Source organism: Streptomyces sp. NPDC033229 (assembly GCF_055576875.1).
In genome coordinates, this window is record NZ_JBVIQR010000008.1 from 40,121 (window position 1) to 64,828 (window position 24,708).

Consider the following 24,708-nt stretch of genomic DNA (forward strand, 5'->3'; position numbering starts at 1 on the left):
CTGCCGGGACCGGATTTCACATCTGGGCAGGTCGCAGGCTAAAGTTCTTCTTGTTCGCGGGAAACGCCGGGGGAAACGCCGGAAGACCTGAGAACAGCGGGGCTATAGCTCAGTTGGTAGAGCGCCTGCATGGCATGCAGGAGGTCAGGAGTTCAATTCTCCTTAGCTCCACAATCCGGACGATCCCGTCTCCCTCTCAGAGGGAGGCGGGATTGTTTGCTGTTGCGGCACGTTCCCATGGCAGAATCGGACGGCCGGGTGCGGACGGGGCCGAAGGGGAGGGAAAGCGCCATGTCGCTGTGCGTCCTCAAGGGGGTCGACGTTCCTCGCGGCGCGGCTTCCCGCCACGGGCACGACGCGCGCAGACGCGTTCACGGACGCGTTCACAGCTGCGATTACTCTCTCCGCACGGCCCGCCGCCACAGGGGGAGCTGACCGATGGGTGCACACAGCCGGAAGTGCGACTGGTGCGGCAGCGGAACACCGATCGTCCGCGACATGGAGCCGCTCAACTCCGCGTATCAGTACTGGTGTGTGGAGTGCGCGCGGGCGCTGATCATAAAAGGCGACCCGATCGAGACCTACCGTGAGCTCGAGGGCGAGCCGATCTACGGCCGGTTGCTCGACGAGCACTGCGCGCTGAAGCGCTTCTACTCCTTCGCCAGAGCCTGAGGCTCGGCCGTCCGGGCCTGAGACCCCGCAGCCAGGGCCTGAGGCTCCGTCGGCGGCGCGCACCGGGGGTGGGGCTGCCGTCGGCCGGTGAGCCCCACGACGGCCGCCAACCCCAAGAAGGCCGCGCCGAACGCCGGATAGCCGGCGGACAGCAGCATCTGACCGCCGTTCTGGTGCAGTTCGAGCCGCGCCTCCGAGACGTGCGGGACCCACCACAGGGCGTACGAGAAGAAGAGCGCGCCGGTGCCCGCGGCCACCGCCCACCACGCGGCGCTGCGCCGGAAGGCCGCCTCCGAGACGAGCAGCAGCGTCATCGGGACGCACCACACCCAGTGGTGCGACCACGAGACGGGACTGACGATCAGCGCCGTCGCGGCACAGCAGAGCGCGCCCCAGGCCGGCGCGGTCGGCGCGGGCCCGTACAGCCGCACCCCGACCGCGACCCCGAGGCCCAGCAGGGCCACGGCCGAGGCGACGACCAGCCACCACGGGCCGGGGTCGCCGGTGTGCAGCAGCCGGGCGAGGACGCCGCGCAGCGACTGGTTGGCGGTGTCCTCGGCGGGCCCGGCCCGCCCGGCGGCGAACACGGTGCCCGTCCAGAAGCGGCGCGCGTCGTGCGGCAGGACGAGGGCGCCCGCGGCCACCGTGCCGACGAAAGCGGCGGTGGCGACGAGGGCCTGCCGCAGCCAGTGGCCCGCCCCGGGCCGTCGCGCCAGGCCCGACAGGGCCAGGAAGACCACGAAGAGCGCCGGGGTGAGCTTGATGCCCGCCGCGAGACCGGTGCCCACGCCCGCCCAGCGGTGGGCCGCCGGCCGGGTCAGATCCCACAGCACCAGCACGGCGAGCAGCAGATTCACCTGCCCGTAGCGCAGCGTCGTCCACACCGGTTCGCACCAGACGCACAGGGCGGCGGCAGCGAGCGTCACGGTCGCCCGCGGCGGGCGGCGGTCGATCAGCCGCAGCGAGAGGTGGACCAGCGAGATGAGCAGCGCGAGGTTGGTGAGCGTCGCGAGCACGCGCAGCGGGGCGGTGGCGAGCAGGGTGAGGGGGGTGAACAGCAGCGCCGCGAAGGGCGGGTAGGTGGCGAGGAGGCGCGCGTGGGTGGCGCGCATCGCGTAGAGATCGCCCCCGTTCCGTACGGTCCAGCCCTCCGCCCGGTAGACCAGCAGGTCGATCATCGAGACGTGGGCGAGGTACTGGGCCGGCCAGAGGCAGCCGAAGGAGACCACGCAGCCCGCGGCGGCGAGCAGCGTGCCACGGCGGACTGTCACGCGGCTCGGCTCCGGGAACCTCCGGGACAAATCGTCATCAGACGGACGACGCTACCCTGTGCGGGCGCGTTTCAAGCGCTGACGGGCCATCGATTTGGCAGATGGCGGGGAGGTCCGTGTAATGTAGTCGATGTCGCCGGGGGAACCGGGCGGGAAAACAAAACAAGGGGCTATAGCTCAGTTGGTAGAGCGCCTGCATGGCATGCAGGAGGTCAGGAGTTCAATTCTCCTTAGCTCCACAGTGAATGAACGGGTCGTCCGAATAGGGCGGCCCGTTCGGCGTTTTCCGGACCGCCACCCGGGCCGTGGGCCGTCAGATCGTCCGCGACGCCGTCAGGGCGCTCAGGGCGAAGCGCGCCGACCGCCTGGGCGGGGCCCCGCAAGCCCCGCGCAGCCCCCGCGCCGCCTCCCGTACGGCCGCCGGCGCGCCCGACCCCGGGCCGGTCATCGGTTCCGGCCCGAGGCCTCGCGGGCCAGGTGTCGCGGAGAGCGTGGTGCCGCCGGGCCGGGTGCCCCGTGCCCGAGCGCGTGCCCAGGGCGGGGGCGCGGCGCGACCGGTGCGCCGCGGCGGGCGTGGGCGCCGCCCGTCGGGGCCGGGCGGAGGGCGGGCGCCTCGGTTGCCCGGGGCGCCCGGGGCCGTCGGCGGCGGGCGTGCGCGAACCGCGCGACGAGCGCCCCCGCCACGGCCGCGAGGCAGAGCACGTAGCAGCCGGTCACCCAACCCGACGGGGTGCGGCCGGACTTGAGGCCGTGCAGGACGGCGGCGCACCAGGCCGGGTACGCGCAGGCGTGCAGGGCGCGCCACCGGCGGGCGGCGCGCCCGCGCCCGGCGAAGGCGCTCCGCAGGGCACCGCTCGCCGCGGCGAGCACCATGAGGTAACCGGCGAGCGCGCCGAGCGCGATGAGAGCGCCGCTGTCACCCGACCCGCCCGATCCGCCCGACCCGGAGGGGAAGGGCAGCAGCGCGGCTGGGCCCACCCGGGCGTCCGTCACCTTGAGCGTGACGTGCACGAGGAGGAAGCCGAGCGCGCAGACTCCGGTCGCGCGGTGCACGCCCTGGGCGAGCAGCCGGTCGCGCGGGGACAGCAGCAGCCGGTCGGTGGCGAGGAGCCCCCAGGCGACGGTCGCGGTGAGCGAGACCAGGGCGAGGACGCCGCCCGTGTGGTCGAGGAAGCGGTGCAGGTCCATGTCCCCGAACGCTAGGGAGCGCGTAGGGCGTACGTTCCGCTTCGCGCAACCTCGGCGACCGGGGCCCTCGTGACTGCTAGCGTCGGTCCGTTCTGCGGTGTTCCGCCGGATAAACCCGGCGGCCCGTCGCACCCGCCCAGGGGGCCTCTCGCGGCGGCCGTCTGCGCGGGGCCTTCGGTCGCTGCGGTAACCTGGCCCCATGCGTGCCGTACGCCTTCTGCTTAGCGGGCCGCGCTGATCAAAGCCGACCGGTGACAGCCCGGTCGGCATCGGCGCGGCGTCCCCTCCTGTGCGAGGGGCTTTTTCATTTCCCGGACCGCATGCAGAGACGACGATCGATGGAGCTTTGAGGACGATGAGCGAGACCACTTCCGCCGCCGAGCCGGCTGCCCCGCACCGCTACACGGCCGCGCTGGCCGCTGACATCGAGGCACGCTGGCAGGACTTCTGGGACGCCGACGGCACCTACGAGGCGCCCAACCCCACCGGTGACCTGGCGGGCGACCCCGAGACCGTCGCCCGGCCCAAGAAGTTCATCATGGACATGTTCCCGTACCCCTCGGGTGCGGGCCTGCACGTCGGCCATCCGCTGGGCTACATCGCCACCGACGTCTACGCGCGCTACCACCGCATGACGGGCCACAACGTCCTGCACACCCTCGGCTTCGACGCCTTCGGCCTGCCCGCCGAGCAGTACGCCGTGCAGACCGGTACGCACCCCCGGGTCTCCACCGAGGCCAACATCGACAACATGAAGGCACAGCTGCGCCGGCTGGGCCTGGGCCACGACAAGCGCCGGTCCTTCGCGACGATCGACCCGGACTACTACAAGTGGACCCAGTGGATCTTCCTGCAGATCTTCAACTCCTGGTACGACGAGGATGCGAAGAAGGCCCGCCCGATCAGTGAGCTGGTCGCCCAGTTCGAGTCCGGCGAGCGCGCCGTCGACGCGGGGCGCGCCTGGAGCGAGCTGAGCGAGGCCGAGCGCGCCGACGTCCTGGGCGAGTACCGCCTGGCCTACGCCTCCGACGCGCCCGTCAACTGGTGCCCCGGCCTGGGCACCGTGCTGGCCAACGAGGAGGTCACCGCCGACGGCCGCTCCGAGCGCGGCAACTTCCCCGTCTTCAAGTCCAAGCTGCGCCAGTGGAACATGCGGATCACCGCCTACGCGGACCGCCTGATCGACGACCTGGACGCGCTGGACTGGCCCGAGGCCATCAAGCAGCAGCAGCGCAACTGGATCGGCCGCAGCGAGGGCGCCCGCGTCGCCTTCCAGGTCGCCGGCCGCGACGAGAAGATCACCGTCTTCACCACCCGCCCCGACACCCTCTTCGGCGCCACCTACATGGTGCTGGCCCCCGAGCACGGGCTGGTCGACACCATCGTGCCCGCCGAGTGGCCGCAGGGCACCAAGGACGCGTGGACCGGCGGCGCCCGCACCCCGGCCGACGCCATCGCCGCCTACCGCAAGCAGGCGCAGTCGAAGACCGACGTGGAGCGCCAGACCGAGGGCAAGGACAAGACCGGCGTCTTCACCGGCGCGTACGCCCTCAACCCGCTGACCGGCGAGCAGATCCCCGTCTTCGTCGCCGATTACGTCCTGATGGGCTACGGCACCGGCGCGATCATGGCCGTCCCCGGTCAGGACGAGCGCGACTGGGAGTTCGCGACCGTCTTCGACCTGCCCGTCGTCCGCACGGTCCAGCCTCCCGAGGGCTGGGAGGGCGAGGCCTACGGCGGCCAGGGCCCGGCGATCAACTCCGCCAACGCCGAGATCGACCTCAACGGCATGGACGTCGACGAGGCCAAGCGCGCCGTCATCGCCCACCTGACCGAGCGCGGCATCGGCGAGGGCACCATCAACTTCCGGCTGCGCGACTGGCTGTTCAGCCGTCAGCGCTACTGGGGCGAGCCCTTCCCGATCGTCTACGACGAGGCCGGCGTCGCCCACCCGCTGCCGGAGTCGATGCTGCCGCTGGAGCTGCCCGAGGTCGAGGACTACTCGCCGCGCACCTTCGAGCCCGACGACGCCGACACCTCCCCGGAGCCCCCCCTGTCCCGCAACGAGGACTGGGTCAACGTGGAGCTGGACCTCGGCGACGGCGTCAAGCGCTACCGCCGCGAGACCAACACCATGCCCAACTGGGCCGGTTCCTGCTGGTACGAGCTGCGCTACCTGGACCCGCGCAACGGCGAGCAGCTGGTCTCCGCCGACGCCGAGCAGTACTGGATGGGCCCGCGCGAGGGACAGCCGCACGGCGGCGTCGACCTGTACGTCGGCGGCGCCGAGCACGCCGTGCTGCACCTGCTGTACGCCCGCTTCTGGTCCAAGGTCCTCTTCGACCTGGGCCACATCGCCTCGAACGAGCCGTTCCACAAGCTCTACAACCAGGGCATGATCCAGGCGTTCGTCTACCGCGACAGCCGCGGCATCGCCGTGCCGGCCACCGAGGTGGAGGAGCGCGACGGAAAGTTCTTCCACCAGGGTGAGCCGGTCAGCCGGGTCCTGGGCAAGATGGGCAAGTCCCTGAAGAACGCCGTCACGCCGGACGAGATCTGTGCCGAGTACGGCGCCGACACGCTGCGCCTGTACGAGATGGCCATGGGCCCCCTGGACGTCTCGCGCCCCTGGGACACCCGTGCCGTCGTCGGCCAGTACCGGCTGCTGCAGCGCCTGTGGCGCAACGTGGTGGACGAGAACACCGGCGAGGTCACCGTCGTCGACGCCGAGCCCGACGAGGCGACGCTGCGCGCCCTGCACAAGGCCATTGACGGCGCCGGCCAGGACATGGCGAACCTGCGGTTCAACACCGCCATCGCCAAGGTCACCGAGCTGAACAACTTCGTGACCAAGCTGCCGGAGGTGCCCCGCTCCGTCGCCGAGCGGATGGTGCTGCTGGTCGCTCCGCTGGCCCCGCACATCGCCGAGGAGCTGTGGCGCAAGCTGGGCCACTCCGGCTCGGTCGTGCACGAGGCCTTCCCCGTGGCCGACCCGGCGTACCTGGTCGACGAGGCCGTGACCTGCGTCGTCCAGATCAAGGGCAAGGTCAAGGCGCGCCTGGAGGTCCCCCCGGCGATCTCCGACGAGGAGCTGGAGAAGATCGCGCTGGCGGACCCGGCGGTCGTCGCGGCGCTGGGTGGTGCGGGCATCCGCAAGGTCGTCGTGCGGGCGCCGAAGCTCGTGAACATCGTTCCCGCGTAGCGGTCCTTCCGGGACGGTCCACGGTCGTCACGGGCGGTCTGAGGGTTTGTCCCTACGGGCAGGTTGGGGGTTCCGGTGGAACCCCCGGCCTGCCCTTTCCGTTTACGGTGGAGGGGTAACGCAGATCGGTCGGACCGACCCCGCTGAGGAGCGCTCATGGAAGCCGTGGCCGTGATCGTCGCGCTGATGTTCGCGGTCTTCGTCGCGCTCGGGGTGATCGCCGTGGTGAGGTCCGTGCGCGCCGTCAAGCGCGGTGTGGACCGTACCGTCACCCAGGCCCGCCGCACCGTCGAGGACACCCGGCTGAAGGCCAAGCAGTACGTGCAGCCCGGGGCGGCCGGTGAGGTCGCCGAGCTGCGCCTGTCGCTGCGGACGTCGATGCGCGCCACCCAGGAGGCCCTGCGGGTCGCGGCGCCGGACGACCCGTCGCTGTCCGAGGCCCTGGCCCTCTTCCGGCGGCTCAGCGCGCACGGTCAGGAGATCGACGCGGACCTCAAGCGGCTGGAGTCCGAGCCGGACAAGGCCCGCGTCGCCGGGAGCCTGCCCGAGCTGCGGGAGCGCGTGGAGCGCGTCACGCACTCGGCGGATTCGCTGCGGTGGGCGGCGCAGGACCGGGCGCGGCAGTTCGCCGACGACGATCTGGCGGTGCTCAGCGAGCAGATCCGGATGGAGGCCGGCGCGCTGCGGCACTGGACGACGGAGGAGGAGCCGCAGGCGGCTCCCACGGGGGCCGGATCCGGTGCCCGGACGTCGGCCACGGGTGCGGGCGTCAGCGCGGAGGGTGCGGAGGGCGTGACGGCGCCCGAGGCGGAGCCGGTGCGGCCCGCGATCACCGCGCGGGACGCGTGGCGGCAGCCCGGGTACTCCTGGCAGAAGACCCGCAGGCCCGAGAGCACGACCTGAAGTGATCGCGGATCCCCGGCCCGCACTGCCGTCCACGGGTCCCGGCGGGTAATCTCCGGAGCATGTCCCGCCATGTCGCGATCGTCACTGACTCAACGGCCTACCTGCCGCAGGAGGCGATGGAGCGGCACGGCATCACCGCCGTTCCGCTGGCGGTCGTCCTGGGCGACCAGGTGCTCGAAGAGGGCACCGAGATCTCGGCCCGTTCCGTCGCGCAGGCGCTCCAGAAGCGCAAGCCGGTGACCACGTCGCGGCCCGGCCCCGAGGTCTTCGCCGCCGCCTACCGCGCGGCGGCCGACGCGGGCGCCACGGGGATCGTCTCCCTTCACCTTTCCGCCGAGTTCTCCGGCACGTACGACGCGGCCGTCCTCGCGGCGCGGGAGGCGCCCGTACCCGTGCGGGTCGTGGACACCGGGATGGTCGCCATGGCCCTCGGCTTCTGCGCGCTGGCCGCCGCGGACACCGCCGCCGCCGGCGGCACGCTCGACGAGGCGGTGGCCGCCGCCGAGAAGCGCGCGCAGGGCACGGCCGCGTACTTCTACGTCGACACCCTCGACTACCTGCGCCGGGGCGGCCGTATCGGGGCCGCGCAGGCGCTGCTGGGCTCGGCGCTCGCCGTGAAACCGCTGCTGCAGCTGGACGGCGGCCGGATCGAGATGCGCGAGAAGGTGCGTACGGCCTCCAAGGCCATCGCCCGCCTCGAAGAGATCGCCGTGGAGCGGGCGGCCGCCGCCCCGGTCGACGTCGCGGTCCACCATCTGGCCGCCCCCGAGCGTGCGAACGACCTCGCGGACCGGTTGCGCGAGCGGGTGCCGGGGCTGGTGGACCTGCACGTCAGCGAGGTCGGCGCGGTCATCGGGGCGCACACGGGGCCGGGGCTGCTCGCGGTGGTGGTCTCGGCGCGGTAGCGCCGGGGGCGCAGCTCGGGCACGGTCTGGGGCGGGCTGAGCGCGCGGGCTGAGACGGACTGGCCCGGCCTGGATCGAGCCACCTGTTCGGGTGGCGGGGTTTTCCACAACCGGCGGGTTATCCACGGGATTTGGGACGTCGGAGCGGGCTCGCGCAAAGACGTCTACGGTCGCGTTCCATGACGACTCGATCACTTTCCGTGCCTGTCAGAGGTTCTGCTCCCGCGCCGCACCAACGGGCGGCGGCGCTGTTCGCCGGGCCTGGCTCTGACGCGGCGTCCGATGCGGGGAGCGGCGATGCGGTGTCCGGTGTGCGCCCGGCGGCGGGCGTTTCGCGCCGCGTTTCCTCCAGCGGGGACGGTAGCGGTGGCGTTCCCCCGGTCGGTGCGAGTGCGGGATCGGGGAGAGGGGCGGGTGGGTCGTTCGGGTCGCGGCCTGCCGGGCACGGCAGCCCGGATCCGCCCGATCCCGCCCGGCGGCGGGCCGGTTGGCGCGTCGCCGTGGGGGAGCGGATGCCGATGTGGGTGCAACTGCGGTGCGGCCTGGAGCCCAGGACCCTCGCCGCGCTGACGGTCGTCCTGATCGCCGCGAGCGTCTTCGCCGCGTATCACTTCTGGACAGGGCGTCCGCAGACCGTGCGGGCACCCGTCCGTGAGATGCCCGCGGCGGTGGCGGCCCCGACCGAGGCGGCGATGCCGACGGCGGCTCCGCCGAGCGTCCGCCCGAGCGGTCTCGTGGTGGTGGATGTGGCGGGCAAGGTGCGCAGGCCCGGTATCCAGCGGCTGCCGTCCGGATCGAGGGTCGTCGACGCGCTGAACGCGGCGGGCGGATCCCGGCCGGGGACGGACACCACCGGCCTCAACCGGGCGCGCGTGCTCACGGACGGCGAACAGATCGTGGTCGGCGCCACCGCGAGCGCTCCGGCGGCGGGGGCGCCGGGGGCGGCCGGGGCGGCGGGGACCGCGGGCGGGCCCGGCGGGTCGGGCGGTTCAGGGGTCCCGAGCGGCCCGATCAGCCTCAACGCCGCCACGGTCGACCAGCTCGACACCCTTCCGGGCGTGGGCCCGGTCCTCGCCCAGCACATCATCGACTACCGCACCCGGCACGGCGGCTTCCGCTCCGTCGACGAACTCCGCCAGGTCAACGGCATCGGCAACCGCCGCTTCACCGACCTCCGCCCCCTGGTCCAGCCGTGAGCCCGCCGACCCGCTACGACCCTGGAGCCGCGCCTGGGACGCCCCATCCGGCCCGGACGACCGCCTCGCCTGCCGCACCCACCGGCTCCGGCAGCGGTCCAGCCCGAGGCACGGGGCGCCGGGCGGCTCGCTCCCGGACCACCGGGCAGGCCCCCGCCCCCGCCGCCGGGCAAGCCCGTGCCCGTCCGGACGGTCCCGCCGATCTGCGGCTGATGGTGCCCGCCCTCGCGGCATGGGCGGCCGCCGCGGGCGCTCTGACAGCGGACGGGAGCGTGGTCGCCGTCGTCTGCGGGACGGCGGTGATCGCCGCCGGGGCGCTGGTGGCCGCGGCGCGGCGATGGGCGGCCGCCCGCGCGGGTGCGGCGGTCGCGGTGGCAGCCGTAATGCTGTGTGCTGCCGCCGGAGCCGCGGCGGCAGCCCTGCGGGCGGCCGACACGCACCGGGGGCCGCTTCCGGAGCTGGCACGGCGGTACGGGGAGGCCACCGTCGAGTTGACGGTCGGCACGGATCCACGGCCCGTCCGCCCGCATGTGCGCGGAGCGGCCCGCACCACACCCGCCGTCGTGTTCGAGGCCGAGGCGACCCGGGTCGTCACCGCGCGCGGCACCGTCGCCACCCGCACGCCGGTCCTGCTGATCGCGCCACGTTCCTGGCTCGGGCTGCTGCCGTCGACCCGGCTCCGCGTCGACGGCAGACTTTCCCCGCCCGCCCGGGAGGGCGACCGCGTCGGCGCCGTGCTTCGCGTCGGAGGCCGCCAGCCCCCTCGGGTCGTCGCACCCCCCTCCACGCTCCAGGCCACTGCCGCCCGGCTGCGGTCGGGCCTGCGCGAGGCCACGGGCGGACTCGCGCCGGATGCCCGCGCGTTGCTCCCCGGACTGGTCGTCGGCGACACGTCCCGCGTTCCACCCGATCTCGAGGACGCGTTCCGGGCCACCGACCTGACGCACCTACTGGCCGTCTCCGGCAGCAACCTCACGATCCTGCTGGTCGTGCTCATCGGGCCGCCGCACCTGGCCACCCGCGCCGAGCGCCGTGGCCTCGCCGCCCGGCTCGGGGTGCCGCTGCGGCTCACGGCGGTACTGGGCGGTGCGCTCGTGCTCGGGTTCGTCATCGTGTGCCGCCCCGAGCCGAGCGTGCTGCGAGCCGCCGCGTGCGGTCTGATCACGCTGCTGGAGATCGGGACGGGCCGGCGCCGCAGCCTGCTGCCCGCCCTGGCGGCGGCCGTGCTGCTGCTCGTCCTCTACGACCCCTGGCTGGCCCGCAGCTACGGCTTCCTGCTCTCCGTCCTGGCCACCGGGGCCCTCCTGACCCTCGCTCCCCGCTGGGGCGACGCGCTGCGGCGACGGGGCGTCCCGGCCCGCATCGCGGAGGTCCTCGCGGCGGCAGCGGCCGCGCAGGCCGTGTGCGCGCCAGTGATCGCCGTGCTGGCGGCACGCGTCAGCCTGGTGGCCGTCCCGTGCAATCTCCTGGCCGAGCCGGCCGTCGCCCCCGCCACCGTCCTCGGCTTCGCCGCACTCGCCGTGGCCCCGCTCGCCCCGCCCGTCGCCGAGGGGCTCGCGCATGTCGCCGGCTGGCCCGCGTCCTGGATCGCCACGGTGGCCCGCACCGGTGCGGAACTGCCCGGCGCGGAGCTCGGCTGGCCGGGCGGGTGGCCGGGCGGGCTGGCGCTGGCCGCGGCCACCGCCATCGCCGCGCTCGCCGCCCGCCGGTTGATCCGCCGCCCCTGGGCGTGCGCGGGCTGCGCCCTGCTCCTGCTGGTCGCCATCGTCCGCCCGGCCCCGCTGACGCGGGTCGTCACCGGCTGGCCGCCGCCCGACTGGCGGTTGGTGGCCTGTGACGTGGGCCAGGGCGACGCCTTGGTCCTCGCAGCGGGCAGCGGCACCGCCCTCGTCGTGGACGCCGGGCCCGAGCCGCGATCCGTCGACCACTGCCTGCGCGCGTTGGGCGTCGAGAAGGTGCCGCTCCTGCTGCTGAGCCACTATCACGCCGACCACGTCGACGGGCTGCCCGGCGTGCTGCGTGGCCGCGCGGTCGGCGTGATCCAGGCGACGCCGTTCGCCGAGCCGCCGGGCCAGGCCGCGTTCGTACGCCGCGAGGCCGGGCGGGCGGGGGTCCCCGTCGTCGCAGCGGCACCGGGGGAGCGGCGCCGCCTGGGAGACCTGTCGTGGGAAGTGCTGTGGCCGCCGCCCCGGGGCACGTCCTTCGTGGCGGAGGAGGGGCCCAACGACGCCAGCGTCACCCTTCTCGTCCGTACCGCCGGGCTCACCTTCCTCCTGCTCGGCGACCTCGAACCGCCCGCCCAACGGGCCCTGTCGGAAACCCACCCGGACCTGCCTCCGGTGGACGTCCTCAAGGTCGCGCACCACGGATCCGCCTACCAGGACCCGCAGTTGATACACAGGCTCCGCCCACGACTGGCACTGATCTCGGCGGGCGCCCGCAACCCGTACGGCCATCCGTCGCCCCGCACAGTCGCGGCCCTGCGCTCCCAGGGCGCGGTGGTCCTGCGGACCGACACCGACGGCCCGGTCGCGGTGACCGGCGCGGCCACCGCCGTCGGAGGGGGAAAGGCGAGGTCGGCGGGGCGGAGATGACCCAAGGACGCCGTGTGGACGACTCCGTCGGACGTAGGTCTGTGGGCTGATGCCATATCAGCTCACGTGAGGCATAACTGATCTATGGATGCCATCAACACCGACGCCTACCTCCGCCGGATCGACGCGACCCGACCGGCCGCCCCCGACGCGGACGCCCTCCGCGACCTGTGCCTGCGTCACCTGAGAGCAGTGCCCTTCGAGAGCTTGTCCATCCACCTCGGCGAGGAGATCGTGCTCGACGGCAAAGCCCTCGTCGACAAGATCGTGCACGGCCGCCGGGGCGGCTTCTGTTACGAACTCAACGGCTCCTTCGCCGAACTGCTGACCGCGCTCGGCTACCCGGTGACGCTGCTCGCCGGGCGGGTCATGGGCGAGGAGGGGCTCGGTGTGCCGTACGACCACTTGGTGCTGCGCGTCGAGACACCCGAGCCCTGGCTGGTCGACGTCGGCTTCGGCCGGAACAGCCACTACCCCCTGAGCCTCACCGAGCGGGGCGACCAGAGCGACCCGGCAGGGACGTTCCGGATCGCCGAGACCGAGGAAGGAGACCTCGACGTCTTCCACGACGACGTGCTGCAGTACCGAATAGAGCAGCGCCCCCGGCAGCTGGCCGAGTTCGAGTGCGCCTGCTGGTGGCACCGCACCTCGCCGAAGTCCCACTTCACCCAGAACCTGGTCTGCTCCCGGCTCACCGAGCACGGGCGGGTCACGATCAGCGACCGCACGCTCGTGATCACCGGCGCTTCGGGCAGGCGGGACCGGACGCTGACCGAGGACGAGATCCTGCCCGCCTACCGGACGCACTTCGGTATCGACCTGGACGAGGTGCCGGAAGTGCGCGCCACCCGGTCGGCCCGGTCGGCCCGGTAGGTACCGAGCGGCGAAGGCCGCCGCGCCCGGGAAGGCGGCAGCCCCGTCGCTACTCCGCCTCGAGCCAGCCCTCGTACTCCTCGGCGAGCGCGCGCAGCGCGGCGGGGTCCAGGGCGCCGCGCGGGTCGTCGACGACGACGATCCACTGGGCGTCCTCGGCGTCGTCCTCCCCGGCGAGGGCGTCACGCACGACAGGGGGCTCCTCCGTCAGACCGAACCGCTGCACGGTCTCGACGGCCACCTCCTCGGCGGCGTCGCGGTCGGGGAGCACCAGCAGGTGCCGGACGGGATCGGAGGCTTGGAAAGAGATGGGAGTGCTGCTCACCCGCCCATTGTGCGTCATATCCGGTCCGCCGCACGGGGAGCGTGTCAGTGGGGCGTGGGATGCTGGACGCGATGGCCAGGAAGACTGCAACCGACGACCCGCTCGCTCCCCTCACGATCGCCGTGGGCCAGGAGGACCTGCTCCTCGACCGCGCGGTGCGGGAGGTGGTGACGGCGGCCCGCGCCGCCGACGCGGACACCGATGTGCGCGACCTCATGCCCGACGCGCTCCAGCCCGGCACGCTCGCCCAGCTGACCAGTCCGTCGCTGTTCGCGGAGCGCAAGGTCGTGATCGTGCGCAATGCCCATGACCTGTCGGCGGACACGATCAAGGATGTGAAGAACTACTTCGGCTCGCCCGCCGAGGAGATCACCCTGGTCCTCCTGCACGCCGGTGGCGCCAAGGGCAAGGGCCTGCTGGACGCGGCGCGCAAGGCGGGGGCCCGGGAGGTCGCCTGCCCGAAGATGACCAAGCCGGCGGACCGGCTGGCGTTCGTCCGGTCGGAGTTCCGGGCGACGGGCCGCTCCGCGACGCCCGAGGCCTGTCAGTCCCTGGTGGACGCGATCGGCAGCGATCTGCGTGAGCTGGCGAGCGCCTGCGCGCAGCTCGTCGCCGATATCGAGGGCACCATCGACGAGGCCGTCGTCGCCCGCTACTACACGGGCCGTGCCGAGGCCTCCAGCTTCACCGTCGCCGACCGCGCCGTGGAGGGCCGGGCGGCCGAGGCGCTGGAGGCGCTGCGCTGGGCGATGTCGACCGGCGTCGCCCCGGTGCTGATCACGAGCGCGCTCGCGCAGGGCGTGCGGTCGATCGGCAAGCTGGCCTCCGCCCCGCGCGGCGCCCGCCCCGCCGATCTGGCCCGTGAGCTGGGCATGCCGCCGTGGAAGATCGACCGGGTGCGGCAGCAGATGCGCGGCTGGTCGGCGGACGGCGTCGCGGCGGCCCTGACCGCCGTCGCCGAGGCCGACGCGGGCGTCAAGGGCGGCGGAGACGATCCGGAGTACGCGCTGGAGAAGGCCGTCGTGGCCGTCGCCAGGGCGGCCCGCAGCCGCTCCTAGGGGGTGCGAGCCTGCGGCCGCCGGGCCGCCCTGCGTGCCCCGTCGTCACCCCGTTCGCCCCGGTCGATGCCCGCCCCGGCCGGGGCACGGCATCCCCCGAATGGCCCCGCACCGCCCCGAACGGCCGAAGGCCCCGTGCCGCCCTGGGGAAGGGCAGGCACGGGGCCTTCGATATCGAGCCGTCGAGCCGTGAGGCTCAGTGCGCCGCACCCGCGTGGCGAACGCAGGCCGCGTGCGGCGCGCATCGCAGCCTGGCTGCGATGGGGTGTCGGAACGGCGCGGTAGAGAGGGTCCGCGGAGTCCGTACCGACGGGGTGGGGCTCACGCCCCGAAATGGCTTCAGGCCTTGAGGGCAGCAGCCTGCTTGGCCAGCGCCGACTTCTTGTTGGCGGCGGCGTTCTTGTGCAGGACACCCTTGCTGGCGGCCTTGTCGAGCTTCTTGCCGGCCGCGGCAACCGCGGCGGTGGCCTTCTCGACGTCGCCGGCGAGCAGGGCCTCACGGGCCGCGCGGACAGCGGTCTTGACCGAGGACTTGACGGCCTTGTTGCGCAGGCGCGCCTTCTCGTTGGTCTTGTTCCGCTTGATCTGGGACTTGATGTTCGCCACGAAAGAGCCTTTTCAGCTTCGTCGGATTTCGATGAGCACCCCGGCCCGAGAGGGCACGAGGCACAGTGGACCAGGCTACCAGCAGCCACGACGGGCTCCCAAACCGGACCGAGGTCGCCGGTCATGGGACGATGGGGGGACGTATAAACCGCGACTCCCGCCGAGACCGCGTTCAAACGCCGAAGTCACCGAATGGACCTTGCGTGCCCGCGACCCCTACCAACGTGCCGGAGCCGAGCCGTACCGACCCGGCTCTGATCCGTAACTTCTGCATCATCGCGCACATCGACCATGGCAAGTCGACGCTCGCCGACCGGATGCTCCAGCTGACCGGTGTGGTCGACTCGCGGCAGATGCGCGCACAGTACCTCGACCGGATGGACATCGAGCGCGAGCGCGGCATCACGATCAAGTCCCAGGCGGTCCGTCTGCCCTGGGCGCCCACCGAGGGCGAGGACACGGGGCAGACCCACATCCTCAACATGATCGACACGCCGGGCCACGTGGACTTCACCTATGAGGTCTCGCGTTCGCTCGCCGCCTGCGAGGGCTGCATCCTCCTCGTGGACGCGGCCCAGGGCATCGAGGCCCAGACCCTCGCCAACCTGTACCTGGCGATGGAGAACGACCTCACGATCATTCCGGTCCTCAACAAGATCGACCTGCCGGCCGCGCAGCCCGAGAAGTTCGCCGCCGAGCTGGCGCATCTGATCGGCTGCGACCCCTCCGACGTGCTGAAGGTCTCCGCGAAGACCGGCGTCGGCGTCGACGAGCTGCTCAACGAGGTCGTCAAGCAGGTCCCGCCCCCGGTCGGCGTCAAGGACGCCCCGGCCCGCGCGATGATCTTCGACTCGGTCTATGACTCCTACCGCGGCGTGGTCACCTACGTCAGGGTCGTGGACGGCGAGCTGAAGAAGCGCGAGCGCATCAAGATGATGTCGACCGGCGCCACCCACGAGCTGCTGGAGATCGGTGTCTCCTCGCCCGAGATGACGGCCTCCGACGGCCTCGGCGTCGGTGAGGTGGGTTACATCATCACCGGTGTGAAGGACGTCCGGCAGTCCAAGGTCGGTGACACGATCACCTCCCTGCACAACGGCGCCACCGAGGCCCTGGGCGGCTACAAGGACCCCAAGCCGATGGTGTTCTCGGGCCTGTACCCGCTGGACGGCTCGGACTACCCCGAGCTGCGCGAGGCCCTCGACAAGCTCCAGCTCAACGACGCCGCCCTTGTCTACGAGCCGGAGACCTCGGCCGCGCTCGGCTTCGGCTTCCGCGTCGGCTTCCTCGGTCTGCTGCACCTGGACGTGATCCGCGAGCGGCTGGAGCGGGAGTTCGGCCTGGACCTCATCGCGACCGCGCCGAACGTGGTCTACCGGGTCAACATGGAGGACGGCACCGAGCACATCGTCACCAACCCGAGCGAGTTCCCCGAGGGGAAGATCGCCGAGGTGCACGAGCCGGTGGTGAAGTCGACGATCCTCGCGCCCAACGAGTTCGTCGGCGCGATCATGGAGCTCTGCCAGTCCCGCCGCGGCTCGCTGCTGGGCATGGACTACCTCTCCGAGGACCGCGTCGAGCTGCGCTACACCCTGCCGCTCGCCGAGATCGTCTTCGACTTCTTCGACCAGCTGAAGTCCAAGACCCGCGGTTACGCCTCCCTCGACTACGAGCCCACCGGCGAGCAGCAGGCCAGCCTGGTCAAGGTCGACATCCTGCTGCACGGCGACAAGGTGGACGCGTTCTCCGCCATCACGCACAAGGACAAGGCGTACGCGTACGGCGTGCGGCTCGTCGCCAAGCTGCGCGAGCTGATCCCGCGGCAGAACTTCGAGGTGCCGATCCAGGCCGCCATCGGCTCGCGGGTCATCGCCCGTGAGACGGTCCGCGCGATCCGCAAGGACGTCCTCGCCAAGTGCTACGGCGGCGACATCTCCCGTAAGCGCAAGCTGCTGGAGAAGCAGAAGGAAGGCAAGAAGCGGATGAAGATGGTCGGCAGCGTGGAGGTCCCGCAGGAGGCCTTCATCGCGGTGCTGTCCTCGGACTCCGACGGCGCGGAGAAGGGCAAGAAGTAGCCTCCGCGTGCACGGGAAGTAGCCGCGGCGGCTCCCGCCGCCCGGCCGAAGGCGCCCGCCCCCCTGGAGGGGGCGGGCGCCTTTCGGTGCGTCCGCGCCCCGGTACGGACCGGAATTCGCGCCTGATGCGGGCCGGAAAAGGGCTGCTCATGAGTGGTGTGTGCATATGACACTTACCACTGTGGTCACAGCTTGAACCCGTCGTCCACAGCCCCTTACGTGGTGGCGGTGCGGGCTCTACTCTGATCACAGTTTGGAAGGTTACTCACGAGTCACCACAGTGAAGTGCGGGCCCCCGGAGGATGCCGTGACCGAGACACAGACCTTGATCGAGAGCCGGCCGCCCTCCGTGGCGACCCTCTTCCTCGACCGTGTCGGGACGACCCCGGACGCGGAGGCGTACCGCTACCCGGTGCCCGCCGCCTCCGGCGAGGGTCCCGACACCTGGGCCTCGCTCACCTGGGGCGGCGCGGCCGAGCGGGTCTTCGCCATCGCCGCCGGCCTCCTCGACCTCGGGGTGCGCCCCGAGCAGCGGGTCGCGCTCGCCTGCTCCACCCGGGTCGAGTGGATCCTGGCGGACCTCGGCGTGCTCTGTGCCGGCACCGCGACCACCACGATCTACCCCAGCACCAACGTCGACGAGACGGCCTTCATCCTCTCCGACTCGGAGAGCCGGGTGCTCATCGCCGAGGACGCCGCTCAGCTCGCCAAGGCCCGGCAGCGCCGGGGTGAGCTGCCCGACCTCGCCCATGTCGTCGTGATCAACGCCGAGGACGCCGTCCCCGCCGACGGCGACCCCGAGGGCTGGGTGCTCTCCCTGGCGGAGCTGGAGCGGCGGGGCGCCGAGCACCTGCGCAAGCACCCCGACGCCGTGCGGGACAGCGTCGGCGCCCTGCGCGCCGACCAGCTCGCCACCCTCATCTACACCTCCGGCACCACCGGCCGTCCCAAGGGCGTACGGCTGCCGCACGACTGCTGGTCGTACATGGCCCGGGCGATCCAGGCCACCGACCTGGTGCTCCCCGACGACGTGCAGTATCTGTGGCTGCCGCTCGCGCACGTCTTCGGCAAGGTGCTGACCGCCGGGCAGATCAGCGTCGGACACGTCACCGCCGTGGACGGCCGGGTCGACAAGATCATCGACAATCTGCCGATCGTCCGGCCCACCTATATGGCCGCCGTGCCGCGCGTCTTCGAGAAGGTCTACAACGGCGTCGCCGCCAAGGCCCGCGCGGGCGGCGGTGCCAAGTACAAGATCTTCCAGTGGGCCGCGGAGGTCGCCCGCGAGTACGCCAAGGTCTCGCAGGACAATTTCCGCCGCACCGGGAGCAAGACCGCCCCCTTCGGGCTCACCGCCAAGCACAAGGTCGCCGACGCCCTCGTCTACTCCAAGATCCGTGAGGCGTTCGGCGGCCGGATGCGCGCCTGCGTCTCCGGCGCCTCCGCCCTCGCCCCCGAGATCGGCTACTTCTTCTCCGGCGCCGGCATCCACATCCTGGAGGGCTACGGCCTCACCGAGACCAGCGCCGCCAGCTTCGTCAACCCCGGCGAGGCGTACCGCACCGGCACGGTCGGCAAGCCGCTGCCCGGCACGGAGGTCCGTATCGCGGACGACGGCGAGATCCTGCTGCGCGGCCCCGGCGTCATGGAGGGCTACCACGGCCAGCCCGAGAAGACGGCGGAGGTGCTGGAGTCCGACGGCTGGTTCCACACCGGCGACATCGGCGAGCTGTCCCCGGACGGCTTCCTGAGGATCACGGACCGGAAGAAGGACCTGATCAAGACCTCGGGCGGCAAGTACGTCGCGCCGGCCGAGGTCGAGGGCCAGTTCAAGGCCGTGTGCCCGTTCGTCTCCAACATCCTGGTGTACGGGGCGGACCGTAACTTCTGCAGCGCCCTCATCGCCCTCGACGAGCCGACGCTGATGACCTGGGCCTCCGAGCACGGCCTGGAGGGCAAGTCGTACGCCGAGGTGGTCGCCACCAAGGAGGCCGAGGAGCTGATCGAAGGCTATGTGCGACGGCTGAACGAGGGCCTGCAGCGCTGGCAGACGATCAAGAAGTTCCGGCTGCTGCCGCGTGACCTGGACGTCGAGCACGGCGAGCTGACGCCGAGCCTCAAGCTCAAGCGGCCGGTGGTCGAGCGTGAGTACAAGGCCCTGATCGAGGAGATGTACGAGGGGGCGAGGGAGGGCTGACGCACCGGCCCGCCCTCACCGGGCGGGCCTACCGGCGGCATGCCGGACAATGGACGCATGCCTTCCGTACTGCCTGATGGTGAGCCCATGCCCGAGGACGGGGCCCTGCCCCGGCACGCCCTGGAGGGCGCGGGAGCACGGCCGCTCGGGTTCTATCTGCACGTGCCGTACTGCGCGACACGCTGCGGGTACTGCGACTTCAACACCTACACCGCCAGTGAGCTGCGCGGCTCCGGCGGCGCACTGGCCTCCCGGGACAACTACGCCGAGACCCTCACCGAGGAGATCCGGCTCGCGCGGAAGGTACTGGGCGACGACCCCCGCCCCGTGGAGACCGTCTTCGTCGGGGGCGGCACCCCGACCCTGCTGCCCGCCGCCGACCTCGTACGGATGCTGGCCGCGATCCGCGACGAGTTCGGCTTCGCCGAGGGCGCGGAGATCACCACCGAGGCCAACCCGGACTCCGTCGACCCGGCCTACCTGGCGGAGCTGCGCGAGGGCGGTTTCAACCGGATCTCCTTCGGCATGCAGAGCGCCCGCCCGCACGTCCTGCAGATCCTGGACCGCACGCACACCCCGGGCCGCCCGGAGGCATGCGTCGCCGAGGCCCGGGCGGCCGGCTTCGAGCACGTCAACCTGGACCTGATCTACGGCACCCCGGGGGAGTCCGACGACGACTGGCGGGCCTCGCTGTCCGCCGCGATCGGCGCGGGCCCGGACCATGTCTCGGCCTACGCCCTGATCGTCGAGGAGGGCACCCAGCTCGCCCGGCGCATCCGCCGCGGCGAGGTCCCGATGACCGACGACGACGTCCACGCCGACCGCTATCTCATCGCCGAGGAGATGCTCACCGCCGCCGGCTTCGGCTGGTACGAGGTCTCCAACTGGGCCACCACCGAGGCCGGCCGCTGCCGCCACAACGAGCTGTACTGGCGCGGCGCCGACTGGTGGGGCGCGGGCCCCGGGGCGCACTCGCACGTGGGGGGCGTGCGGTGGTGGAACGTCAAGCACCCGGGCGCGTACGCGCAGGCGCTGACCGAGGGACGCTCCCCGGGGGCGGGCCGCGAGGTCCTGCCGGAGGAGGACCAGCGGGTCGAGCGGATCCTGCTGGAACTGCGACTGATCGACGGTTGCCCGCTGTCCTTGCTGAAGCCGGCCGGAGCGGCAGCGGCCGCGCGTGCCTTGGCGGACGGCCTGCTGGACCCCGGCCCGTACGAGCAGGGCCGCGCGGTCCTGACCCTGCGGGGGCGGCTGCTCGCCGATGGCGTGGTGCGGGACCTGGTGGACTGAGGCCCCGGGGTCCGGGGCTCCGCCCCGGGCCCCGGCCCTCGATCGCCGGACGGGCTGAGAATTCTCAGGGCGCCGTCACGAAATCGATCAGCTCCTCCACCCGCCCCAACAGCTGCGGCTCCAGGTCCTTGTACGAGCGCACCGACCCCAGGATCCGCTGCCACGCGGCCCCCGTGTTCTCCGGCCAGCCCAGTGCCCGGCACACGCCCGTCTTCCAGTCCTCGCCGCGCGGTACGCGCGGCCACGCCGCGATGCCCACCGAGGACGGCTTCACCGCCTCCCACACGTCGATGTACGGGTGGCCGACGACCAGCACGTCCGCGCCCGTGACCTGCGCCGCGATCCGCGACTCCTTCGAGCCCGGCACGAGGTGGTCGACCAGGACCCCCAGGCGCGCGTCCGGGGCGGGGGCGAAGGAGCGGACGATGGCGGGGAGGTCGTCGATGCCCTCCAGGTACTCCACGACCACGCCCTCGATGCGCAGGTCGTCACCCCACACCCGCTCCACGAGCTCCGCGTCGTGCCGCCCCTCGACGTAGATGCGCCCGGCCCGGGCCACCCGTGCCCGGGCCCCGGGCACGGCCACCGAGCCCGAGGCGGTCCGCTGGGGCGCGCGGGGGCTTGAGGGACCCGGGCGTACGAGCGTGACGACCCGGCCCTCCAGGAGGAAGCCGCGCGGCTCCATCGGGAAGACCCGGTGCTTGCCGAAGCGGTCCTCCAGGGTGACCGTCGGGCCCTGCGCCGTTTTCTCGCAGCGGACCACGGCCCCGCAGAAGCCCGTCGTGACCTCCTCGACCACGAGGTCGGGGTCGGCCGGGACCTCGGGAGCGGGGGCGGTCTTCTTCCACGGAGGGGTCAGGTCGGGGCCGTACTGTCTGCTGCGCATGGAGCCGTTCCGGTCGGGGGATCCGGGGGCCGGGGGTGCCCGGAAGCACGCGACCTCTGCCGCGCACCAGCCCGACCATAGGAAAAAGCGCGCTACCGGCGTTACGACACGCCGAAACGCAGCGCCAGCGCGTCACGCTGCGCACGGACAAACCCGGCATCCACCACCGCGCCGTGCCCCGGCACGTAGATCGCGTCCTCGCCGCCGAGCGCCAGCAGCGCGTCCAGCGCCGCGGGCCACTGCTCGGGCAGCGCGTCCGAGCCCGCCTGCGGTTCACCGGACTCCTCGACCAGATCCCCGCAGAAGACGACCTCCGGAGCGCCACCGGAGTCCGTGACCAGCACCGCCAGATCGTGCGCCGTGTGCCCTGGCCCCACGTCCGCGAGCAGCGCCCGTCGGCCGCCGCCCAGGTCCAGGGTCAGCTCGCCGGAGACCAGATGGTGCGGGCGCACGAGCAGATCGGCCGCCTCCTCGGCGGCATCGGGGTCCACCCCCTGCCGCACCGCGCTCGTGCGCACCTCTTCCCCGTCGCGGAGCGCCGTGTCGATGCCCATGGCCCCGTACACCTGCGCGCCCGCGAAGGCGGCGGTGCCCAGCACATGGTCGAAGTGCGCGTGCGTGAGAGCGATATGCGTCACGCGGCGGCCGAAGAGCTCCTCGACCTCCCGACGGATCTCCGCGCCCTCCCGCAGGGACGAGCCGGTGTCCACCAGCAGCACCCCGTCAGGCCCGGCGACGGCCCCGATCGTGCAGTCCCAGACCGGCATCCTGCGGCGCGCGATCCCCGGCGCGAGCGGCTCCCAGCGCTCCCGCGCGCCCCATTGCCCATGATTTTCCATACCGAGACGCTAGCCGGAGCACGGTACGGTTTGCCCGCCAGGGAGGCGCGCGGCGGGACGGCCCTTGCCCTGGCCGTAGTACCCGGCCGTACACTGGCGGGAGGGATTTGGCACTCGTGACCTTCGAGTGCCAGGGACGACCCCGTGAGACGGCTGGACTGGGAGGTGCGCGCGGTGCTGAGCGAACGAAGGCTCGAGGTGTTGCGCGCCATCGTCCAGGATTACGTGGGCACCGAGGAGCCCGTCGGCTCCAAGGCCCTCACCGAGCGGCACCGGCTGGGCGTGTCCCCGGCCACCGTGCGCAACGACATGGCCGCGCTGGAGGACGAGGGCTTCATCGCCCAGCCCCACACGAGCGCGGGCCGCATCCCGACCGACAAGGGCTACCGCCTTTTCGTCGACAAGCTGGCCGGCGTCAAGCCGCTGTCCTCGCCCGAGCGGCGCGCGATCCAGAACTTCCTGGACGGCGCCGTCGACCTGGACGACGTCGTGGCGCGCACCGTCCGGCTGCTGGCGCAGCTGACCCGGCAGGTCGCCGTGGTGCAGTACCCGTCGCTGACCCGCTCGACGGTGCGGCATGTGGAATTGCTCTCACTCGCCCCGGCCCGTGTGATGCTCGTGCTGATCACGGACACCGGACGCGTCGAGCAGCGCATGGTCGACTGCCCGGCGCCGATCGGCGAGACCTCGCTCGCGGACCTGCGGGCACGGCTCAACAGCCGGGTCGTGGGGCGGCGCTTCGCGGATGTGCCGCAGCTGGTGCAGGACCTTCCCGAGTCCTTCGAGCAGGACGACCGAGGAACCGTTTCTACGGTCCTCGCGACCCTGCTGGAGACCCTGGTCGAGGAGACCGAGGAACGGCTGATGATCGGCGGCACCGCCAATCTCACCCGTTTCGGGCATGACTTCCCGCTGACGATCCGGCCCGTGCTGGAGGCGTTGGAGGAGCAGGTCGTGCTGCTCAAGCTCCTGGGTGAGGCCAAGGACTCGGGCATGACCGTTCGCATCGGTCATGAGAACGCTCACGAGGGGCTGACCTCCACATCGGTCGTGGCCGTCGGCTACGGTTCGGGCGACGAGGCAGTCGCCAAACTCGGCGTGGTCGGACCGACCCGCATGGACTACCCCGGAACGATGGGAGCGGTACGCGCAGTGGCACGTTACGTCGGACAGATCCTGGCGGAGTCGTAAGTGGCCACGGACTACTACGCGGTCCTGGGCGTACGGCGTGATGCCTCGCAGGACGAGATCAAGAAGGCCTTCCGTCGACTCGCCCGCGAGTTGCACCCGGACGTGAATCCGGACCCGAAGACCCAGGAGCGGTTCAAGGAGATCAACGCCGCTTACGAGGTGCTCTCCGACCCGCAGAAGAAGCAGGTCTACGACCTCGGCGGCGACCCGCTGTCCTCCTCGGGCGGCGCCGGTGGCGCGGGCGGCTTCGGCGCGGGCTTCGGCAACTTCTCCGACATCATGGACGCCTTCTTCGGACAGGCCTCGCAGCGCGGCCCCCGGTCGCGCACGCGGCGCGGCCAGGACGCCATGATCCGGCTCGAAGTGACCCTCGACGAGGCCGCCTTCGGGACGACCAAGGAGATCCAGGTCGACACGGCCGTCGTCTGCACCACGTGCAGCGGCGAGGGCGCGGCCCCCGGCACGTCCGCCCAGACCTGTGACATGTGCCGCGGTCGCGGCGAGGTCTCGCAGGTCACCCGGTCCTTCCTCGGTCAGGTCATGACCTCCCGGCCGTGCCCGCAGTGCCAGGGCTTCGGCACCGTGGTGCCGACCCCGTGCCCGGAGTGCGCCGGCGACGGCCGCGTCCGGTCGCGGCGGACCCTGACCGTGAAGATCCCGGCCGGTGTCGACAACGGCACCCGCATCCAGCTCGCGGGCGAGGGCGAGGTCGGCCCCGGCGGCGGCCCGGCCGGTGACCTGTACGTGGAGATCCACGAGATCCCGCACAGCACGTTCCAGCGGCGCGGCGACGATCTGCACTGCACGGTCACCATCCCGATGACGGCCGCGGCCCTCGGCACGAAGGTGCCGCTGGAGACCCTGGACGGCATCGAGGAGATCGACATCCGGCCCGGCACCCAGTCCGGCCAGTCGATCCCGCTGCACCAGCGCGGTGTCACGCACCTGCGCGGCGGCGGCCGCGGTGACCTCGTCGTGCACGTCGAGGTGACCACCCCCGCCAAGCTCGACCCGCAGCAGGAGGACCTGCTGCGACAGCTCGCGAAGCTGCGCGGCGAGGAGCGCCCCATGGGCGAGTTCAAGCCGGGGCAGCAGGGGTTGTTCTCGCGGTTGAAGGATGCGTTCAACGGGCGGTAGGCGTCCGGCTGGGGGTCCGGGGGTCGTCCCCCGGGTCGGCACGGTAAGCCGGGGCAGCAGGGGTTGTTCTCGCGGTTGAAGGACGCGTTCAACGGGCGGTAGGCGTCTGCCACCAAGCTTGATCGACGCGTTCGGGCTTGGCGCTGACAAACGCTGTTCAGTCGTCCGGACGTGGGGGGGGGGGGGGGGGGGAGGGGCGGGGGGGGGGGGGGGGGGGGGAGGGGGAGGGAGGGGGGGGGGGGGGGGGGGGGGGGGAGGAAGGGGGGGGGGGGGGGTTCGTCGCTTCCCTTGCGCCAT

General features: G+C 72.3%; 19 protein-coding genes and 2 tRNA genes. 15 read left to right on the plus strand and 6 right to left on the minus strand.

The features are described 5' to 3' along the window. The first annotated feature begins 98 nt into the window (after positions 1-98). Together ACZ53N_RS09745 and ACZ53N_RS09750 are read left to right on the plus strand one after the other, a co-directional pair. Positions 99-171 (plus strand) — tRNA-Ala (locus ACZ53N_RS09745). 267 nt (positions 172-438) lie between these two features. Continuing rightward, positions 439-672: a hypothetical protein gene (locus tag ACZ53N_RS09750; RefSeq protein ID WP_130877703.1), complete on the plus strand. Its 234-nt coding sequence runs from the start codon at positions 439-441 to the stop codon at positions 670-672. Here ACZ53N_RS09750 and ACZ53N_RS09755 read toward each other — a convergent pair. Then, a complete protein-coding gene (locus ACZ53N_RS09755; RefSeq protein ID WP_469140385.1) occupies positions 651-1,943 on the minus strand; it encodes a glycosyltransferase 87 family protein in 1,293 nt (430 codons plus the stop codon). The two genes, ACZ53N_RS09750 and ACZ53N_RS09755, sit on opposite strands and share 22 nt — an antisense overlap. Positions 1,944-2,109: 166 nt before the next feature. Here ACZ53N_RS09755 and ACZ53N_RS09760 point away from each other — a divergent pair. Then, positions 2,110-2,182 (plus strand) — tRNA-Ala (locus ACZ53N_RS09760). Positions 2,183-2,387: 205 nt separating this feature from the next. On the opposite strand, the gene ACZ53N_RS09765 is transcribed toward ACZ53N_RS09760, so the two are convergent. After that, the gene (locus tag ACZ53N_RS09765; protein WP_469140386.1) at positions 2,388-3,131 is read right to left on the minus strand and encodes a hypothetical protein; all 744 of its coding nucleotides are present in this window, start codon (positions 3,129-3,131) and stop codon (positions 2,388-2,390) included. Between the two features lie 355 nt (positions 3,132-3,486). On the opposite strand from ACZ53N_RS09765, the gene leuS reads away from it, so the two are divergent. From leuS to ACZ53N_RS09795, 6 genes are all read left to right on the plus strand, one after another. After that, positions 3,487-6,333, plus strand: coding sequence for a leucine--tRNA ligase (gene leuS, locus ACZ53N_RS09770; protein WP_469140387.1), 2,847 nt, complete (start codon positions 3,487-3,489; stop codon positions 6,331-6,333). Positions 6,334-6,489: 156 nt separating this feature from the next. Then, complete coding sequence (locus ACZ53N_RS09775; RefSeq protein ID WP_469140388.1) at positions 6,490-7,236, plus strand: hypothetical protein; 747 nt, start codon at positions 6,490-6,492, stop codon at positions 7,234-7,236. 62 nt (positions 7,237-7,298) lie between these two features. Beyond that, entirely contained in the window at positions 7,299-8,144 is an 846-nt protein-coding gene (locus tag ACZ53N_RS09780) for a DegV family protein (protein ID WP_469140389.1), read from the plus strand. 512 nt (positions 8,145-8,656) lie between these two features. Continuing rightward, the gene (locus tag ACZ53N_RS09785; RefSeq protein ID WP_469140390.1) at positions 8,657-9,340 is read left to right on the plus strand and encodes a ComEA family DNA-binding protein; all 684 of its coding nucleotides are present in this window, start codon (positions 8,657-8,659) and stop codon (positions 9,338-9,340) included. Next, complete coding sequence (locus ACZ53N_RS09790; RefSeq protein WP_469140391.1) at positions 9,337-11,934, plus strand: ComEC/Rec2 family competence protein; 2,598 nt, start codon at positions 9,337-9,339, stop codon at positions 11,932-11,934. Before ACZ53N_RS09785 ends, ACZ53N_RS09790 begins: the two co-directional genes overlap by 4 nt. An 84-nt stretch (positions 11,935-12,018) precedes the next feature. After that, complete coding sequence (locus ACZ53N_RS09795; protein WP_469140392.1) at positions 12,019-12,807, plus strand: arylamine N-acetyltransferase family protein; 789 nt, start codon at positions 12,019-12,021, stop codon at positions 12,805-12,807. A 49-nt stretch (positions 12,808-12,856) separates the two neighbouring features. Here the strand turns inward: ACZ53N_RS09795 and ACZ53N_RS09800 are convergent, their stop codons facing one another. Next, positions 12,857-13,132: a hypothetical protein gene (locus ACZ53N_RS09800; RefSeq protein ID WP_469140393.1), complete on the minus strand. Its 276-nt coding sequence runs from the start codon at positions 13,130-13,132 to the stop codon at positions 12,857-12,859. Positions 13,133-13,203: 71 nt separating this feature from the next. Between ACZ53N_RS09800 and holA the strand changes: the two genes are divergently transcribed. Then, positions 13,204-14,190: a DNA polymerase III subunit delta gene (gene holA / locus ACZ53N_RS09805; RefSeq protein WP_356456246.1), complete on the plus strand. Its 987-nt coding sequence runs from the start codon at positions 13,204-13,206 to the stop codon at positions 14,188-14,190. 339 nt (positions 14,191-14,529) lie between these two features. On the opposite strand, the gene rpsT is transcribed toward holA, so the two are convergent. Then, positions 14,530-14,796 (minus strand): 30S ribosomal protein S20, encoded by a 267-nt coding sequence (gene rpsT, locus ACZ53N_RS09810; RefSeq protein ID WP_087928167.1) that lies wholly within the window; start codon positions 14,794-14,796, stop codon positions 14,530-14,532. A 203-nt stretch (positions 14,797-14,999) separates the two neighbouring features. Between rpsT and lepA the strand changes: the two genes are divergently transcribed. From lepA to hemW, 3 genes are all read left to right on the plus strand, one after another. Continuing rightward, positions 15,000-16,871 carry a translation elongation factor 4 gene (gene lepA / locus ACZ53N_RS09815; protein ID WP_469140394.1) on the plus strand — a complete coding sequence of 624 codons (1,872 nt, stop codon included), beginning with the start codon at positions 15,000-15,002 and terminating at the stop codon, positions 16,869-16,871. Positions 16,872-17,178: 307 nt separating this feature from the next. After that, positions 17,179-19,068: an AMP-dependent synthetase/ligase gene (locus tag ACZ53N_RS09820; RefSeq protein WP_469140395.1), complete on the plus strand. Its 1,890-nt coding sequence runs from the start codon at positions 17,179-17,181 to the stop codon at positions 19,066-19,068. 57 nt (positions 19,069-19,125) lie between these two features. Beyond that, on the plus strand, positions 19,126-20,358 hold the full coding sequence (gene hemW, locus ACZ53N_RS09825) for a radical SAM family heme chaperone HemW (RefSeq protein WP_469140396.1): 1,233 nt from the start codon (positions 19,126-19,128) through the stop codon (positions 20,356-20,358). A 64-nt stretch (positions 20,359-20,422) separates the two neighbouring features. Here the strand turns inward: hemW and ACZ53N_RS09830 are convergent, their stop codons facing one another. After that, positions 20,423-21,244 (minus strand): DUF3097 domain-containing protein, encoded by an 822-nt coding sequence (locus ACZ53N_RS09830; RefSeq protein ID WP_469140397.1) that lies wholly within the window; start codon positions 21,242-21,244, stop codon positions 20,423-20,425. Positions 21,245-21,345: 101 nt separating this feature from the next. Continuing rightward, a complete protein-coding gene (locus ACZ53N_RS09835; protein ID WP_469140398.1) occupies positions 21,346-22,083 on the minus strand; it encodes an MBL fold metallo-hydrolase in 738 nt (245 codons plus the stop codon). 174 nt (positions 22,084-22,257) lie between these two features. Between ACZ53N_RS09835 and hrcA the strand changes: the two genes are divergently transcribed. After that, positions 22,258-23,274 carry a heat-inducible transcriptional repressor HrcA gene (gene hrcA / locus ACZ53N_RS09840; protein ID WP_184731049.1) on the plus strand — a complete coding sequence of 339 codons (1,017 nt, stop codon included), beginning with the start codon at positions 22,258-22,260 and terminating at the stop codon, positions 23,272-23,274. Continuing rightward, positions 23,275-24,411, plus strand: coding sequence for a molecular chaperone DnaJ (gene dnaJ / locus ACZ53N_RS09845; protein WP_184729867.1), 1,137 nt, complete (start codon positions 23,275-23,277; stop codon positions 24,409-24,411). Positions 24,412-24,708: the final 297 nt, after the last annotated feature.

Bases quoted from the DNA above. Each gene is read 5' to 3' on its own strand.
- ACZ53N_RS09795 (WP_469140392.1), top strand. From the start codon at position 12,019: ATGGATGCCATCAACACCGACGCCTACCTCCGCCGGATCGACGCGACC.
- holA (WP_356456246.1), top strand. From the start codon at position 13,204: ATGGCCAGGAAGACTGCAACCGACGACCCGCTCGCTCCCCTCACGATC.
- ACZ53N_RS09775 (WP_469140388.1), top strand. From the start codon at position 6,490: ATGGAAGCCGTGGCCGTGATCGTCGCGCTGATGTTCGCGGTCTTCGTC.
- ACZ53N_RS09785 (WP_469140390.1), top strand. From the start codon at position 8,657: ATGCCGATGTGGGTGCAACTGCGGTGCGGCCTGGAGCCCAGGACCCTC.
- ACZ53N_RS09835 (WP_469140398.1), bottom strand. From the start codon at position 22,083: ATGGAAAATCATGGGCAATGGGGCGCGCGGGAGCGCTGGGAGCCGCTC.
- leuS (WP_469140387.1), top strand. From the start codon at position 3,487: ATGAGCGAGACCACTTCCGCCGCCGAGCCGGCTGCCCCGCACCGCTAC.
- ACZ53N_RS09830 (WP_469140397.1), bottom strand. From the start codon at position 21,244: ATGCGCAGCAGACAGTACGGCCCCGACCTGACCCCTCCGTGGAAGAAG.
- ACZ53N_RS09780 (WP_469140389.1), top strand. From the start codon at position 7,299: ATGTCCCGCCATGTCGCGATCGTCACTGACTCAACGGCCTACCTGCCG.
- ACZ53N_RS09765 (WP_469140386.1), bottom strand. From the start codon at position 3,131: ATGGACCTGCACCGCTTCCTCGACCACACGGGCGGCGTCCTCGCCCTG.
- hemW (WP_469140396.1), top strand. From the start codon at position 19,126: ATGCCTTCCGTACTGCCTGATGGTGAGCCCATGCCCGAGGACGGGGCC.
- ACZ53N_RS09750 (WP_130877703.1), top strand. From the start codon at position 439: ATGGGTGCACACAGCCGGAAGTGCGACTGGTGCGGCAGCGGAACACCG.